Raw genomic sequence first — 14343 nt, forward strand, 5'->3', positions numbered from 1 at the left:
AGACGCAGCAAAGACGTGGATGCCCGGGACAAGCCCGGGCATGACGTAATCTAGTAACAAGTCGAGCGGAGAGAAAGCACGTCACACCCGCATCGGCATCAGCACGTAGAGCGCGCCCTTGTTGTCCTTGTCCTGGACCAGCGTCGGCGAGCCGGGGTCGGCGAGCCTGAGCACGGCGACTTCGCCCTCGATCTGGGCGGCAATGTCGAGCAGATAACGCGAGTTGAAGCCGATATCGAGCGCGTCGGAGGCGTATTCGACCTCGAGCTCTTCGGTGGCGCTGCCGGAATCCGGGTTGGTGACCGAGAGCACGAGCTTGCCCGGCGACAGCGCGAGCTTCACCGCGCGGCCGCGTTCGCTGGAGATGGTCGAGACACGGTCGACGGCGGCCTCGAAATCCTTCTTGTCGACGACGAGTTCCTTGTCGTTGTTCTGCGGAATGACGCGGCCATAGTCAGGGAAGGTGCCGTCGATCAGCTTCGAGGTCAGCACCACATTGCCGAGCGAGAAGCGGATCTTGCCCTGGGACAGCTCGATCGCGATCTCGGCCTCGCCGTCCTCGATCAGCCGTTGCACCTCGCCGACCGTCTTGCGCGGCACGATCACCCCGGGCATGCCGGTCGCGCCTTTCGGCAGCACCAGATCGATCTGCGCCAGGCGATGGCCATCGGTGGCGACGCCACGGAGCGTCGCTGCCTTGGCGCTGCCGGCGGCGTGCAGATAGATGCCGTTGAGATAGTAGCGGGTCTCCTCGGTCGAGATCGCAAACTGCGTGCGGTCGATCAGGCGCTTGAGGTCGGCGGCCGGCAGCGAGAACGAATGCGTCATGTCGCCGGCGGCGAGATCGGGGAAATCGCTCTCGGGCAGCGTCTGCAGCGTGAAACGCGAGCGGCCGGCGCGCACCGCCAGGATCGAGCGGTCGCCGTCGGCCTCCAGCACGATCTGCGAGCCGTCGGGCAGCTTGCGGACGATGTCGTAGAACATGTGCGCGGGCACAGTGGTCGAGCCGGCGGTTCCGGTCTCGGCGGCCAGCGTCTCCGTCACCTCGAGGTCGAGGTCGGTCGCCTTCAGCGACAATTTGGTGCCCTCGGCGCGGATCAGCACATTGCCGAGGATCGGGATGGTGTTGCGACGCTCGACCACGCGATGGACGTGGCCCAGCGATTTCAGGAGTTGCGCGCGCTCGACGGTGACCTTCATTGCAATACCCGCCAGATCCCTCAGATGGAAAAGCCGGGCGGCCGTTCATGGCAGCACCGCGGCGTTGAAACCCGAAAAGCCGGATCAATATCGGAGTTGATCAAACCCACGGGGGGACCGCAAGGTGGCGCGGATGGCGGGCGGGCGCAAGGGAAACGGAGACCGTTCCCCCACGTTTTGAGCCGGAAATAACATTCGCCCTTCCCCTTGCGAACAGGGAAAGGGCGACGGGGCAGGCAGCCTTACTCCTGCAGCTGGCGCTTCAGCGATTCGACCTCTTCCGAGAGGGCCGTATCCTTGGTGACCAGTGCCTCAATCTTGCGCACGGCGTGCAGCACGGTGGTGTGGTCGCGGCCGCCGAAGCGCCGGCCGATCTCCGGCAGCGAGCGCAAGGTCAACGTCTTGGCCAGATACATCGCAACCTGACGCGGGCGCACCACATTGGCGGTACGGCGGGACGACAGCAAGTCGGAGCGGCTGACATTGTACTGCCGGGCGACCACGCGCTGGATGTCCTCGATCTTGATCCGCTTCGGTTCCTGCGGCCGGATCAGGTCGCGCACCTCGCGTTCGGCCATCTCCAGCGTCACCGGCTGGTTGTTGAGCTTGGAATGCGCCAGCAGCCGGTTGATCGCGCCTTCGAGGTCGCGGCCATTATGGGTGATGGTGCGCGCCAGATAATCCAGCACCGGTTCCGGTACTTCGAAAGTTGCATGATGCGCGCGGGCCGCGGCGACGCGCGATTTCAGAATGCCGAGCCGCAGTTCCTCGCCGAGCGACCCCATCTCGACCACCAGCCCGCCGGCGAGCCGCGAGCGCACGCGGTCGTCGAGGCTCTCCAGATCCGACGGCGGACGATCGGCCGCGATCACGACCTGGCGGCCGGCATCGATCAGCGCGTTCAGCGTGTGGCAGAACTCGGCCTGCGTCGACTTGCCCTGCAGGAACTGCAAATCGTCGATGACCAGCACGTCGATGCCGCGCAGTGCCTCCTTGAACGCCAGCGCCGTCTGCGTCTTCAGCGCCGCGACGAAGCCGTACATGAACTTCTCGGCGGTGAGATACAGCACCTTGCGCTCGCTGCCGGAGTTGCCGGCCCAAGTCACCGCCTGCAGCAGATGGGTTTTGCCGAGGCCGACGCCGGCATGGATGTAGAGCGGGTTGAACATCACGGGATCGCCGCGGCGTCCTTCGGCGACCTGCCGCGCGGCGGCGTGCGCCAGCGTGTTGGAGCGGCCGACGACGAAGCTCGCAAAGGTCAGGCGCGGATCGAGCGGCGAGCCGCCGAGCGCGTCATGGCTTGCGGACACCGGCGCGGTCGCGAACGAACGCAATTCCGGCGCAGGGCGGCCATCGGTGCGCTCGACGCGGCGCGCCTCGACGGGGGCTGCGGCTTCCTTGACCGGCGCCGCCGCACGGATCGCGGAGCGCACGGTGAGGTCGATGCGATGCACCTCGGGCATTTCGGCCTGCCAGCAGGTGAGCACGCGCTCGGCGTAGTGCGCCTGGATCCAGCTCTTCAGGAACCGGGTCGGAACCGACAAATGCACGCTCTCATCACGCACGCTTTCCAGGTCCATCCGAGCAAACCAGCTCGAATAGACGTCCTCGCCAACGGTCGTCCGCAACCGTCCCTTTACCCGCGACCAGCGATCTTGTTCCGTGTTCGTCATTGCCTTCGTACTTCCAGACTGAGAGATGGATATTGTTGCGAAACCGCCGTGCAGGTTTCCTGCCACGGCGTGACCTCCAGCGGGCGCGGTCTGCTCCGGACATAGATCTCCCGCTCGGCGACAATGCGCCGTCGGCCAGATCAGTCGTTTGGAGAAGAAGTGTCCCGCGAGGTCAGCGCGTACTCGACGGTCTCTGCGGGTAAGAGCCGATGTCCGAGGGGTTGATTACGGTGCCACTAGAAATCTGCGTTCCAGCTGTCGTGGCGTCGACTGCAGTGATGCTACCGTAAATCATACGTCCTCCCCCTCTCACCGCGACGTGTCGCGGCAAGCTATCAGCTTGCTTGTGTCTTCGAATTCAGTTGCCGCTACCGAACACCGAAATGTCCGTCGCTGCGCCGCCGCGTGTCTTCCTCGTCAACCCGTCCACTCGCTTCGCGTACCGCACTGCCAGACTCTGACAATCGCTCCTGGTCTCTCTTGTTCGAAGCACCCGAAGAGCTGGGCACACCGCCGGAGAAATTTAGACACAGGTCAACCGTCCTCATATCGCTATGAGTTGTCAATCTAGCTTCGCTTGGAGAGCGTCGCTAACGCGCATACCGCCGCCGATTTGCACGTCCGCCCCTGGGTCTCAAACCGCGCTGATCTGGAGAGCCGAGGGCGTCGCGGACAAGCAATTAAATACACCAAGAGGATTTTCTGACAATCCGTGGATTCGACGGATGCGGAGAGTCTTCGCGACTGTTGCGTCGCTGCAGAGGCGCAATCGCGAAAGCAAGGTTTTGAATCCGTGCACAGAATCGCCGATGTCACAAATGACGGTGCAATACCAAAAATATTTCATAAATTATTTACGTTTGCTCTCGCGACGGTCGATATTCCAATCGCTGTCGAGCGCTATGTGCATAAGTAACTCGCGAAGCGTGATTTTTCACGATTACTTTTGCAGGGTAACTCCTCGCCGCTGGCGAAGCTCCGCGCTATTCCATTTGCGTTGCTTAGCGCGAGATCATCGACGCACGCGTCACGCGAAACGGCGTCCGGTAGAACTACGGACAAGCGAAGCATGACACGCAGTTCGTCGCGCAGCAACGACGCGAGTCTTGCGAGATAAAACTATTCCACCGCTAAAAAACAAAAAGCCCGGCTTGCGCCGGGCTTCGTGACGAGTGTTCTTTTCCGTCAGCTTACTTCGCGAGCTTCGCGATCGCTGCCGACAGTCGCGATACCTTCCGGCTCGCGTGGTTCTTGTGAACGATGTTGCGCTGCGCTGCCTTCATCAGTTCGGGTTCCGCGTGCGTCATCGCCTTCAACGCCGCAGCGCGGTCGCCGGTCTTGATCGCTTCTTCGACGGTGCGGACCGCGCCACGCATCTGGGTGCGGCGCGACTTGTTGACGATGGTGCGGCGGGCAATCTTGCGGGTCGCCTTCTTGGCGGAAGTGGTATTGGCCATGGTCTCAACTGTCCTTCGGCGGTGATCGCTCGGTGGTCGGGCTCGCGCGCACCGGCCGGTTCAAATCTCTACGCGTGTGTATTGTCCAAGGGTGTTCCGAGGCGGCCATGCCAGGGAGCAAATCCATGCTCCCACCTGCAGCACTGTCCAAAGAACAGCGGCGGCAGGATTGCGCCCGCCGCCATTGGCCGGTCTTATAGATGGCGCAGGGTGCAGCGTCAACGCTTTCCAGGCCCAAAAACGGCCCGAAATTGGGCCCGCGACGGCCAGATAAGGTGCTGAAGAGGTTGAATTTCCCGGGAGCGCCCGGTAAGGGCTGGCGGCGCGTGGGGCGCGACAGGGAATTTGCAGGGAATTTGGGTGACGCATGATCCGCGGTTTTTTCCGTCTGATTGGCCTTCTGCTGCTGGCCGGCGGATTCATCTTCATGGTCTATGACGGCGCCCGCTACGTGGCCGACCAGAGCCTGCGGTTCACCCGGTTCGGTCAGTTCTGGAATGACATCCACCAGTCCAGCCAGCAGGCGTTCCGCATTTGGGTGGAGGGCCACGCGCCGTGGCTCTGGAACAGTGTGATCAGGATCATCCTGGATCAGCCGGTGTTCGCCGTGCTCGGGATCGCCGGCATTTTGCTGATGCTGCTGTTCCGGCCGCGGAAGCCGCTGATCGGCTACGCCCGCGACTGAGCGGCGTTCCGGATTGTTGTTTTGACGCGAACCGGTATCCACCCCGCATCGAGTGCGGGGCAGGCTTTCGCTCGAAAACGCGCCCGCAGCCGTCCGTAACGGGGCTGCCAATGCTCGCGTAAAGACATATATAGGTGACAACTGGCCCGCAGGCTGTTGCCGCGTTGGCCGATGTTCCGCCTGGAGGGTGTCCATGTTGTTCATGCGCAAGACCACCGCGTTGCCGAGCGCCGCCGAGGCGCTGCCGGGCCGCGCGACGCCACTTCCGACCGCGACCACGCATTTCGTCAATGGCAGCAAGTTGCAGCCGCCCTATCCGCAAGGCCTCGAGCAGGCGGTGTTCGGGCTCGGTTGCTTCTGGGGCGCGGAGCGCAAGTTCTGGGAGCTCGGCGACGGCATCACCACGACCGCGGTCGGCTATGCCGGCGGCCACACGCCGAATCCGACTTATGAAGAGACCTGTTCTGGACGCACCGGCCACACCGAGGCGGTGCTGGTCGTGTTTGATCCGAAGAAGATCTCCTATGAGGCGCTGCTGAAGACGTTCTGGGAGAACCACAACCCGACCCAGGGCATGCGCCAGGGCAACGACATCGGCACGCAGTATCGTTCCGCGATCTACACGTTCAACGATGCGCAGCGCAAAGCCGCAGATAGCTCGAAGGCTGCCTATCAGAAGGCGCTCGCCGCCAAGGGCCTTGGCGCCATCACCACCGAGATCGCGCCAGCCGGCGAGTTCTACTTCGCCGAGGACTACCACCAGCAATACCTCGCCAAGAATCCGGCAGGCTATTGCGGGCTCGGCGGCACCGGCGTGTCCTGCCCGATCGGCGTTGGCGTCACCGCCTAGCCTTCTCTCTTACCTCTCCCTGCTCTCTTACCTCTCCCCGCGAGAGCGGGGCGAGGGGGTTCTCCTTCCCGAAAACCGTTTGTTAACCATAACCGGTGCAAGACTAGGACTGTCTCGCTTTGAGGGATGGTCCGGTGCGGGTTGTGCACGCGTTACGATTGCCGATCACTGCCGTCATGATGGCGCTCGCACTGTCGGGCTGCATGAGCACGACCGGTCCGGTTGCGGTCGCGCCGCAAGGTGATCTCGATTCCGTCGCTTATGGTCAGACCTACGCGCCAGGAACCTACGCGCCAGGAACCTACGCACCAGGAACCTACGGACCAGGTCCGGTCGCGGATGCAGGCGGCGGCGGTGCGATCAGCGCGCTGCGCTCGGCCTTTGCCGGTTCCCCTCGCGGTTATTATGCCGGGCCTGCCGCCGCCCCGGTGGTCTATGCCGCGCCGGTCGAAGCGGCCCGTTACGACAATGCCTATCATCTCGACGCCGGCGACAAGCTGCGCGTCGTGGTCTATGGCCAGGAAGGCCTCACCAACACCTACGCGATCGATGCCGCCGGCTCGATCACCATGCCGCTGATCGGCTCGGTGCCGGCGCGCGGCCGCACGCCGGCCGGGCTCGCCGGCGAAATCGCGGCAAAGTTGCGCAACGGCTTCATCCGCGAACCATCGGTAGCGGTCGAGATCGAGTCCTATCGCCCGTTCTTCATCCTCGGCGAGGTCGCAGCCCCCGGCCAATATCCCTATGTGCCCAACATGACGGTCGAGAGCGCGGTCGCGATTGCCGGCGGCTTCTCGCCGCGCGCCCGGCGCGACAGCGTCACGCTGACGCACACCGATGCCGGCGGCGCCGGCCGCTTCGTGGTGCCACTGGGCACGCCAATGAGTCCTGGCGACACCGTGTTCGTCGGCGAGCGCTGGTTTTAAGCGACATCTCTCCACGCGTCATTCCGGGGCGCGCGAAGCGCGAGCCCGGAATCCATTTGTCCACGCATCCTGCGGCGAAATGGATTCCGGGCCTGCGCCTCGCCGCGCATCCCCAGGTGCGCAATTGCGCACCGGGGAATGACGAGACGGAGAGGGCTGCGCGCTATCTCCGCAAATGCTTCGCAAAGAATGCCAGGCTGCGCGGCCAGGCGATGTCGGCGCTGGCCTTGTCGTAGCTGGCGCGCTCGTCGCAATGGAAGCCGTGCTGGGCATTGGGATAGATGAAGACCTCGACCTCGGGCCGCTTCGACTTGATGGTCTCGACATCGCTTAAGGGAATGCCGGAATCCTTCTCGCCGAAATGCAGCTGCGTCGGCACGGTCGGCTTGTCGTCGGCGAAGCGCACCACCGCGCCACCGTAATAGCCGACCGCGGCCGAAAGTCCGGTCAGCTTGGTGGCGGCCGCATAGGCGATGCTGCCGCCGAGGCAGAAGCCGATGATGCCGATCGGCCCGACCGATTTCACCGCCTCGATCGCCGCCTGGGTGTCGCGCAGCATCGCAGCCCAGTCCGGATTGGCGACGAATTTTCGCGCGTTGGCGATTTCATCCGCTGAATAGCCGCACTGGAAGTGCGGTTCGATGCGGTCGAAGATCGATGGTGCGATGGCGACGTAGCCTTCCGTCGCCAGCCGGTCGCACACCGAGCGGATGTGGTGATTGACGCCAAAAATCTCCTGGATCACGACAACAGCGCCGTTGGGCGCACCTGCAGGATCGGCGCGATAGGCGCCGAGTTCAAAACCGTCCGAAGCGGTGAGCTTGATATCTTGTCCCATGGGTCTTCCCATTCTTGCCATTCTTGGTGGTGGTTGCATGAAGAATATTCGCGAAGGGAAACGTCTATCGCCACATCCAGTTCTCGCCCCAATCGCCCTTCCAGCCGGCCAACCGGCCCTTGCGAAACTGCAGATAGAGCCGGTCATGATGCGGGAACAGCCCGCTGCCGCCGAGGTCGCGGAAGGTCAGGAAGACCTCCTCGCCGGACCGTCCGCTGACATAGGTAAGGGGCGTGCCGAGCGCGTGCTGGGCATCGTCGATGCCCATGCCGAACACCAGCGGCGTCGAGTTCGACAATGTCGCGGTGAACGGACGCGTGGCCGTGCCGCCAAACGGCGGCAGCCTCTCGGCGTGAGCGGCTGCCGTTGCGCCTGCGGCCAGCAACAAGGCAATGACACCAGTCTTCATGATGCAGTCTTTCCCGGCGCGCTGGCTTCAAGAGTATCAAGGAACGGCAGCACGGCATCGATAAAGGCCTGCGGCTGGTCGATATTGACGGCGTGACCGGCGTTCGGGATCACCACCTTCTGCGCGCCGGGAATCTTTGCAGCCATGTAGTCGGAGGCAGCCAGGAACGGGGTGTCGTCGGCGCCGACCACGACCAGCGACGGCACCCTGATGTCGGGCAGCGATTCGATTACCCGCGCGTCGCGCTGCGCGAGCATGCCGCGGGCGGCGAGCGCCAGTCCCTTGGCATTGCGATGCGTGACCGAGGCGCGTTCCGCGCTCGACGTCTTCAGCACCTCCAGCCCTTCGCGGTCGAACCGGTCGCCGGTGTCGCGGGCACGCTTGTTCCAGATATCGCGGGCATCGTCCTTCTTGAATCCCGGGCCGGTGTCGATGATCAAGAGCGCGCGCACCCGCTCCGGATGGGCGCGATGGAAGGCCAGCGACATATAACCGCCAAGCGACAAGCCGCCGACGATCGCTGTCTCAGCGCCTTCAGCGTCGAGCAGCGCTGCGATATCGCCGACCGTCAGGGCCTCGCTGTAGGCTTCGGGATCGTCGGGATAGTCGGATAGGCCGTGGCCGCGCATGTCCCACAGCACAAGCTTGTGGTGCTTCGAGAGCGCGGCGATCTGGCCCTGCCACATCGCCGAGGTCGATGAATAGCCGTGGGTGAGAATCAGCGGCGGGCCGCTGCCGTGCACCTCGTAGTGGATATTGACGCCGCCACGGTCGAGCTTGGCCATTCGCGGGCTCCTTGTTGTGTCGATGTCCGGTTCGGCAGCGCTACCGACCTTGGTAGGAGCTACCGATAAGGCATCAATACAGGCATTTCAAAAGCTTCATGCAATTGCCGCAGCGCACAACAGGCATGTCGGGAGATTTATTCTTTTCGAACGGTTCCAAATTGAATTGCCTCCAAGCGGTAACCGGATCATTGTCTTGGCAACTGTCGCTTGCCCGGTGGGTGGCAGCCATATCCCAACAGTGAGTTGCCGCCGTAAGCGGCTTCATACACCGGAAGGGGAGAGAGATGACGAATCTCAATATCAACGGACGGAATATGTCCGTCGAAGCGGCCAACGACACGCCGCTGCTTTGGGTCATCCGCGAGCAATTGCAGATGACCGGCACCAAGTTCGGTTGCGGCGCGGGTCTCTGCGGCGCCTGCACGGTCCACCTCAACGGCGAAGCGGTGCGGTCCTGTCAGACCTCGGTTTCCGACGCCGTCGGCAAGAAGATCACCACCATCGAAGGGCTTTCCGCCAAGGGCGATCATCCCTTGCAGAAGGCGTGGATCGCCGAGCAGGTCCCGCAATGCGGCTACTGCCAGTCCGGCCAGATCATGCAGGCGGCTTCGCTGCTGTCGAAGAATTCCAACCCGACCAAGGAGGAAGTGGTCGCGCACATGGACGGCAATCTCTGTCGTTGCATGACCTATTCGCGAATTCAAAAGGCGATCATGCGCGCCGCCGCCGACATGCGCACGGCATCAGCCACCGGCAGCGAGCGGAGACCCACATGAATACGCACGTGAAAACCCCTCACGGCATACAAGCCGATCTCAGCCGCCGTTCCTTCCTGGTCGGCACCGCTGCAACCGGTCTCGTGCTCGGCTACGCCGCCGTTCCCGGCATCGATCAGGCGCTCGCCGCACCCTCCAACTTCGAGCCGAGCGTCTGGTACGCGATCGCCCCCGATGGTCTCGTCACCGTGACCTGCGGCAAGGCGGACATGGGCCAGCATATCGCGTCGACCATGGCGCAGATCGTGGCCGAAGAGCTCGGCGCGTCCTGGAAGGACATGCGGGTTCAGCTCGCCTCCAACGATCCGAAGTTCAACGACCCTGTCCTCGGTGCGCAGATCACCGGCGGCAGCTGGTCGACGATGATGAATTTCGATGCGATGGGCCGCGCTGGCGCGGCCGGCCGCTTGGCACTGACCGAAGCGGCAGCCGCCGCGATGGGCGTGCCGGCCGCCGAACTGGTGGTCCGCGATTCCACCATCAGCCATCCGAAGTCGAAGAAGTCGATGTCGTTCGCCGACGTGGTGAAGAGCGGCAAGGCGACCAAGACCTTCACACCGGATGACCTCAAGGCGATCAAGCTCAAGACGCCAGATCAATACACCATGATCGGCGTCTCGGTGCCGCAGCTCGACATCCCCTCCAAGACCAACGGCACCGCGAAATACGGCATCGACGTCATGCTGCCCGGCATGCTGTACGGCGCCTTGGTGACCCCGCCGGTGCGCTACGGCGCCACGGTGAAATCGGTCGATGACAGCGCGGCCAAGAAGGTGCCGGGCTTCGTCAAGGCCGTGACGCTGGACGACAAGACCGCAACCACGACGGGTTGGGTGGTCGCGGTCGCGAACACCTACTCCAATGCCCGCAAGGCGGCGGACGCGCTGAAGATCGCCTATGACGGCGGTCCGAACGCGAAGCTGTCGAGCGAGTCGCTACAGACCGAAGCCAGGCGGCTTCAAGCCCTCAGCGATTCCGGCGAGTACTTCGTCAAGGACGGCGATCCGAACGCGGCGTTCGGCACGGCGGCCAAGGTATTGGAGGCGGAGTACACCACCAGCATCAACATCCACGCGCCGATGGAGCCGATGAACGCCACCGCGGAGTTCAAGGGCGACATCCTGCACATCTATTCCGGCAACCAGTTCGCGACGCGCTCCGGCGCGATCGCAGCCGGTGCCGCCGGGCTCGACCCGAAATATGTTGTGATGCACCAGATGTGGCTGGGCGGCGGTTTCGGCCGGCGTCTCGACGCCGACATGATGGTGCCGGCGGTGCAGGCGGCGAAAGCCACAGGCAAGCCGGTCAAGGTGATCTACACGCGCGAGAATGACATGACGATGGATTTCTCGCGTCCGCTCACCTTGCAGAAAGTGAAGGCCGGCCTGGACGGCGACGGCAAGCTCGTCGCGCTCAGTCACGACGTGGTTTCGGCCTGGCCGACCCAGCGCTGGGGAATCCCCGATTTCCTGTCGCCCTCGGTCGACAAGAAGGGACCGCTCGACGCCTTCACGGTCAATGGTGCGGACTTCTTCTACACCGTGCCCAACCACTATGTGCGGGCGATCAAGAACGAGATGGCGCACAATGCCACCCCGTCGGGTCAGCTTCGTTCGGTGGCCCCGGGTTGGACCTTCTGGGCGATCGAAAGCATGGTCGACGAGATCGCGCATGCGACTGGCAAGGATCCGGCCTTGTTCCGCGTCGAACTGCTCGATGGCAAGGGCAAGAACGACGGCGGCGCGCAGCGGCTGCGTAACACGCTGCTCGCCGCGATGGGTCTCGCCGGCTACGGCACCAAGAAGCTGCCGAAGGGTGAAGCCATGGGCGTCGCCTGCGTATCGTCGCAGGAGCGTGCCACCGCCAGCTGGACCGCCTGCGTTGCTCATGTCGCTGTCGCGCCATCGGGCGAGGTGACGGTGAAGAAGCTGACGGTTGCGACCGATGTCGGCACCCAGGTGCATCCCGACAACATCCGTGCCCAGGTCGAGGGCGCGGCGCTGTGGGGCATGTCGCTGGCACTGTTCGAGAAGGCGACGTTGAAGGACGGCGGCATTGAGCAGACCAACTTCGACACCTACACGCCGTTGCGGATGAGCCAGATGCCGGAAGTCACGGTCAACATCATCGCCAATGGCGAGAAGGCGACCGGCGTCGGCGAGCCCGCGGTGACGGTGGTGGCGCCGGCGATCGGCAACGCCGTCTTCAACGCGGTCGGCGCTCGCGTCCGCGCGCTGCCGATCACGGCGGATGCGGTGAAGGCGGCGATGAAGGCATAACCGCCTTTCGCCTCATCAAAAATAGTGATCCGCCGGAGATTTTCTCCGGCGGATTTTTTTCGACCGGGCCTGATTTTGCTGCAGGATTCCACGGTTCCTCAAATTGTATCCATTCCGCTCAACCGCCGTTCAGCATCCCCATTAAGCCCGAGGGAACGCATCGTCCGGTAGCGTCCGGCTGTCGGGCGTTACCGCGACGGGGATTTCATGACAGCCTTAGCCAACAACAAGACTTCGAAGCGCCGCTTGTTGCTGGCGTCGGACCGAAGCGATCAGAGCAACGAGCTCGCCAGCATCCTGCGGTCGGTGGGCGAGGTCGATACCATCCTGACGTCGGAAATTCCCGAGCAGCCCGCCCGCGATCTCTCGGGTATCGTGGTCGACATCAATCTGCGCTCCCCCGAAAGCGTGCAACTGGTCCGCTCCAAGCTGCAGGCCGAGGCTTATCGCGAGATGCCGCGGCTGTTCGTGCTGGCGGACGCGCTGCACCACGCCTCGATGCAGGCCTGGGCGCTCGGCGCCACCGACACCATTTCGCGGCCGTTCGACGCGCGCGGCATCCTGCAGCGCATCCGCGCCGCATTCCCCGACGACAGCGGCTATGACGAGACCGACCGCGGCAAGGCGCTCAACCGCGGCGTCGAGGCTGCACACGCAGTGATGGTCAAGATGTTCGAGCGGATACCGGCCGGCGAACCGCTGACCTTCGATGATATCATCGCGGCCGAAAACAAGATCCTCAAGGCGATCAGGCACAATTCTCTGCGCGAATGGCTGACCGCCGTCGGCTGTCATCACGTCGAAACCTATCGCCATTGCCTGTTCGTGACCGGCTTTGCGGTGGCATTTTCGCAGCACCTTGGCATGCGCGACGACGACCAACGCCGGCTCGCCCGCGCCGCACTGCTGCACGACGTCGGCAAGGCCTTCGTTCCGGTCGCGTTGCTCGACAAGCCCGGCGAGCTGACGGTCGAGGAAATGGACGAGATGCGCGAGCATCCCCGCCGCGGCTACGAGGCGCTGTCGGCGCAGGGTGGCTTTCCGCCGGAAATGCTCGACGTGATCCTGCATCACCACGAATTCCTTGACGGCACCGGCTATCCCAACGGTCTCAGCGGTGACGAGATCAGCGACATCGTTCGCGTCACTACCATCGTCGACGTCTATGCCGCGCTGGTGGAGAAGCGCGCCTACCGGCTGCAGTTCACCCATGCCAAGTCGTTCACGATGATGGAAGAAATGAGCGGCAAGCTCGACCAGCAATTGCTGCAGGCCTTCCGCCCGGTGGCGTTCGGGCATTATTGAGGCTGTCGCAGCCCGCGCCGTCATTGCGAGCGGAGCGAAGCAATCCATTTAGCCACTTGCTGAGGCATGGATTGCTTCGTCGCTGTCGCTCCTCGCAATTGTGCAAGTTCACTAATTCGCTGATTGAATGGGTTCAGTTTTGGTCGCAGCGAAGTCCTTTGGTGTCTGGCCGCCAAGGGCCTGATGAGGCCTGTGGTTGTTGTAGTAGATCAGGTACTCGAAGAGTTCATTGGCGAAGTGATCGAGGTTATCGAAGGTTGCCCCATCGATGACGTCGTCGTCGAGGGTACGCCAGAACCGTTCGATCTTGCCGTTGGTCTGCGGCCGATAGGGTCTGGTGTAGCGATGCTTGATGCCGAGTTCGAGGAGCATGGCTTCGAAGGGATGCTCTTCACGGTTGTTTCGGGATGCGAACTCGGCGCCGTTGTCGGACATGATTTCGGCGAAGACCAGCCCATAGGTGACGTTGAGGGTGTTGATCATCTTCAGCGTCCTGAACATGACCGGCAAGGCTTTCTTGGAGGTGATGACCTCGGCCCAGGCCAGGCGCGAGCAGCTGTCGATCAGGCTGACGATATAGGCCGTGGCCGGGGGTGGCGCCAGGAACACGTCGCGTGGCAGCTGATGCAGATCGACATGGCCAAGTTCGCCGAGCTTGTCCTTGATAATGCGGCGTTTCTCCTCGCGCATCGCCGGCGTGCGCCGGTTCAGATGATAGCGTTTCAGGACCCGGTAGATCGTCGACGGCGAGGGTAGCGTATCGCGCCGCTCGCGCAAGACAGCATGGATCTCGTAGCGGTTCATCCCCCTCTGGCGGCAAGCAACGATCTCGGCCTCGATGCCTTCCGGTTCGCGCCGTTCCTTCCACTTCGGTCCGCGCCGCCGCGGCAAGAGGTCGGCCTCCTCGCCGCTTTGCAAATAGCGGTTGTAACACTTCCGGAAGGTTTGCGAGCAGGTGCCGTGATGCCGATAAAAATCTCCGACCCGGCGGAACGTTGCCGACCGCCCGGCTTTCACCGCCTCGTATTCCGGGATCAGGAACCGCCACTTCTGCAGGTAGTTCCGCTCAATCGTCCGGTCGTAGCTGTTGTCGCGCATCGAATCCTCCCGCAAGAGAATTCAATCAGCGAATTAGTGAACTTGCACAGCAATGACGG

At 63.2% G+C, this 14343-nt stretch carries 12 protein-coding genes and 3 pseudogenes; 6 read left to right on the forward strand and 9 right to left on the reverse strand.

Annotated features, from left to right (window positions below):
• Window positions 1–81: 81 nt before the first annotated feature.
• The 3 genes from dnaN to rpsT form a co-directional block, all read right to left on the reverse strand.
• Window positions 82–1200, reverse strand: coding sequence for a DNA polymerase III subunit beta (dnaN, locus tag UP09_RS09035; RefSeq protein WP_044537784.1), 1119 nt, complete (start codon window positions 1198–1200; stop codon window positions 82–84).
• Between the two features lie 242 nt (window positions 1201–1442).
• Window positions 1443–2873, reverse strand: coding sequence for a chromosomal replication initiator protein DnaA (gene dnaA, locus UP09_RS09040; RefSeq protein WP_044537785.1), 1431 nt, complete (start codon window positions 2871–2873; stop codon window positions 1443–1445).
• Window positions 2874–4063: 1190 nt separating this feature from the next.
• Window positions 4064–4330 (reverse strand): 30S ribosomal protein S20, encoded by a 267-nt coding sequence (gene rpsT, locus UP09_RS09045; RefSeq protein ID WP_044537786.1) that lies wholly within the window; start codon window positions 4328–4330, stop codon window positions 4064–4066.
• 367 nt (window positions 4331–4697) lie between these two features.
• Between rpsT and UP09_RS09050 the strand changes: the two genes are divergently transcribed.
• The 3 genes from UP09_RS09050 (at window position 4698) to UP09_RS09060 (ending at window position 6791) form a co-directional block, all read left to right on the forward strand.
• Entirely contained in the window at window positions 4698–5015 is a 318-nt protein-coding gene (locus UP09_RS09050) for a hypothetical protein (protein WP_044537787.1), read from the forward strand.
• A gap of 193 nt (window positions 5016–5208) precedes the next feature.
• Window positions 5209–5865 (forward strand): peptide-methionine (S)-S-oxide reductase MsrA, encoded by a 657-nt coding sequence (msrA, locus tag UP09_RS09055; protein WP_044537788.1) that lies wholly within the window; start codon window positions 5209–5211, stop codon window positions 5863–5865.
• Between the two features lie 176 nt (window positions 5866–6041).
• Window positions 6042–6791 (forward strand): polysaccharide biosynthesis/export family protein, encoded by a 750-nt coding sequence (locus UP09_RS09060; RefSeq protein WP_156164534.1) that lies wholly within the window; start codon window positions 6042–6044, stop codon window positions 6789–6791.
• Between the two features lie 163 nt (window positions 6792–6954).
• Here UP09_RS09060 and UP09_RS09065 read toward each other — a convergent pair whose 3' ends face one another.
• From UP09_RS09065 to UP09_RS09075, 3 genes are all read right to left on the reverse strand, one after another.
• Complete coding sequence (locus UP09_RS09065; RefSeq protein ID WP_044537790.1) at window positions 6955–7629, reverse strand: dienelactone hydrolase family protein; 675 nt, start codon at window positions 7627–7629, stop codon at window positions 6955–6957.
• 64 nt (window positions 7630–7693) lie between these two features.
• The gene (locus tag UP09_RS09070; RefSeq protein ID WP_044537791.1) at window positions 7694–8038 is read right to left on the reverse strand and encodes a hypothetical protein; all 345 of its coding nucleotides are present in this window, start codon (window positions 8036–8038) and stop codon (window positions 7694–7696) included.
• On the reverse strand, window positions 8035–8823 hold the full coding sequence (locus UP09_RS09075; protein ID WP_044537792.1) for an alpha/beta fold hydrolase: 789 nt from the start codon (window positions 8821–8823) through the stop codon (window positions 8035–8037). The genes UP09_RS09070 and UP09_RS09075 overlap by 4 nt, the downstream gene beginning before the upstream one ends.
• 287 nt (window positions 8824–9110) lie before the next feature.
• Here UP09_RS09075 and UP09_RS09080 point away from each other — a divergent pair, with 287 nt between their 5' ends.
• The 3 genes from UP09_RS09080 (at window position 9111) to UP09_RS09090 (ending at window position 13186) form a co-directional block, all read left to right on the forward strand.
• On the forward strand, window positions 9111–9602 hold the full coding sequence (locus UP09_RS09080) for a (2Fe-2S)-binding protein (RefSeq protein ID WP_044537793.1): 492 nt from the start codon (window positions 9111–9113) through the stop codon (window positions 9600–9602).
• Complete coding sequence (locus UP09_RS09085) at window positions 9599–11881, forward strand: xanthine dehydrogenase family protein molybdopterin-binding subunit (RefSeq protein WP_044537794.1); 2283 nt, start codon at window positions 9599–9601, stop codon at window positions 11879–11881. Before UP09_RS09080 ends, UP09_RS09085 begins: the two co-directional genes overlap by 4 nt.
• A 207-nt stretch (window positions 11882–12088) precedes the next feature.
• A complete protein-coding gene (locus UP09_RS09090) occupies window positions 12089–13186 on the forward strand; it encodes an HD domain-containing protein (RefSeq protein WP_044537795.1) in 1098 nt (365 codons plus the stop codon).
• 111 nt (window positions 13187–13297) lie between these two features.
• Here the strand turns inward: UP09_RS09090 and UP09_RS38950 are convergent.
• The 3 pseudogenes from UP09_RS38950 to UP09_RS09095 all read right to left on the reverse strand — a co-directional run.
• Window positions 13298–13483: pseudogene (locus UP09_RS38950) on the reverse strand (integrase core domain-containing protein); the annotation flags it as partial.
• Window positions 13462–13543, reverse strand: a pseudogene (locus UP09_RS38955) (integrase core domain-containing protein); the annotation flags it as partial. The pseudogenes UP09_RS38950 and UP09_RS38955, both read right to left, overlap by 22 nt.
• Before the next feature lie 24 nt (window positions 13544–13567).
• Window positions 13568–14284, reverse strand: a pseudogene (locus tag UP09_RS09095) (helix-turn-helix domain-containing protein); the annotation flags it as partial.
• Between the last annotated feature and the right edge of the window lie 59 nt (window positions 14285–14343).

Origin of the sequence: Bradyrhizobium sp. LTSP885 (genome assembly GCF_000938305.1) — a bacterium.
Lineage (GTDB): Bacteria > Pseudomonadota > Alphaproteobacteria > Rhizobiales > Xanthobacteraceae > Bradyrhizobium.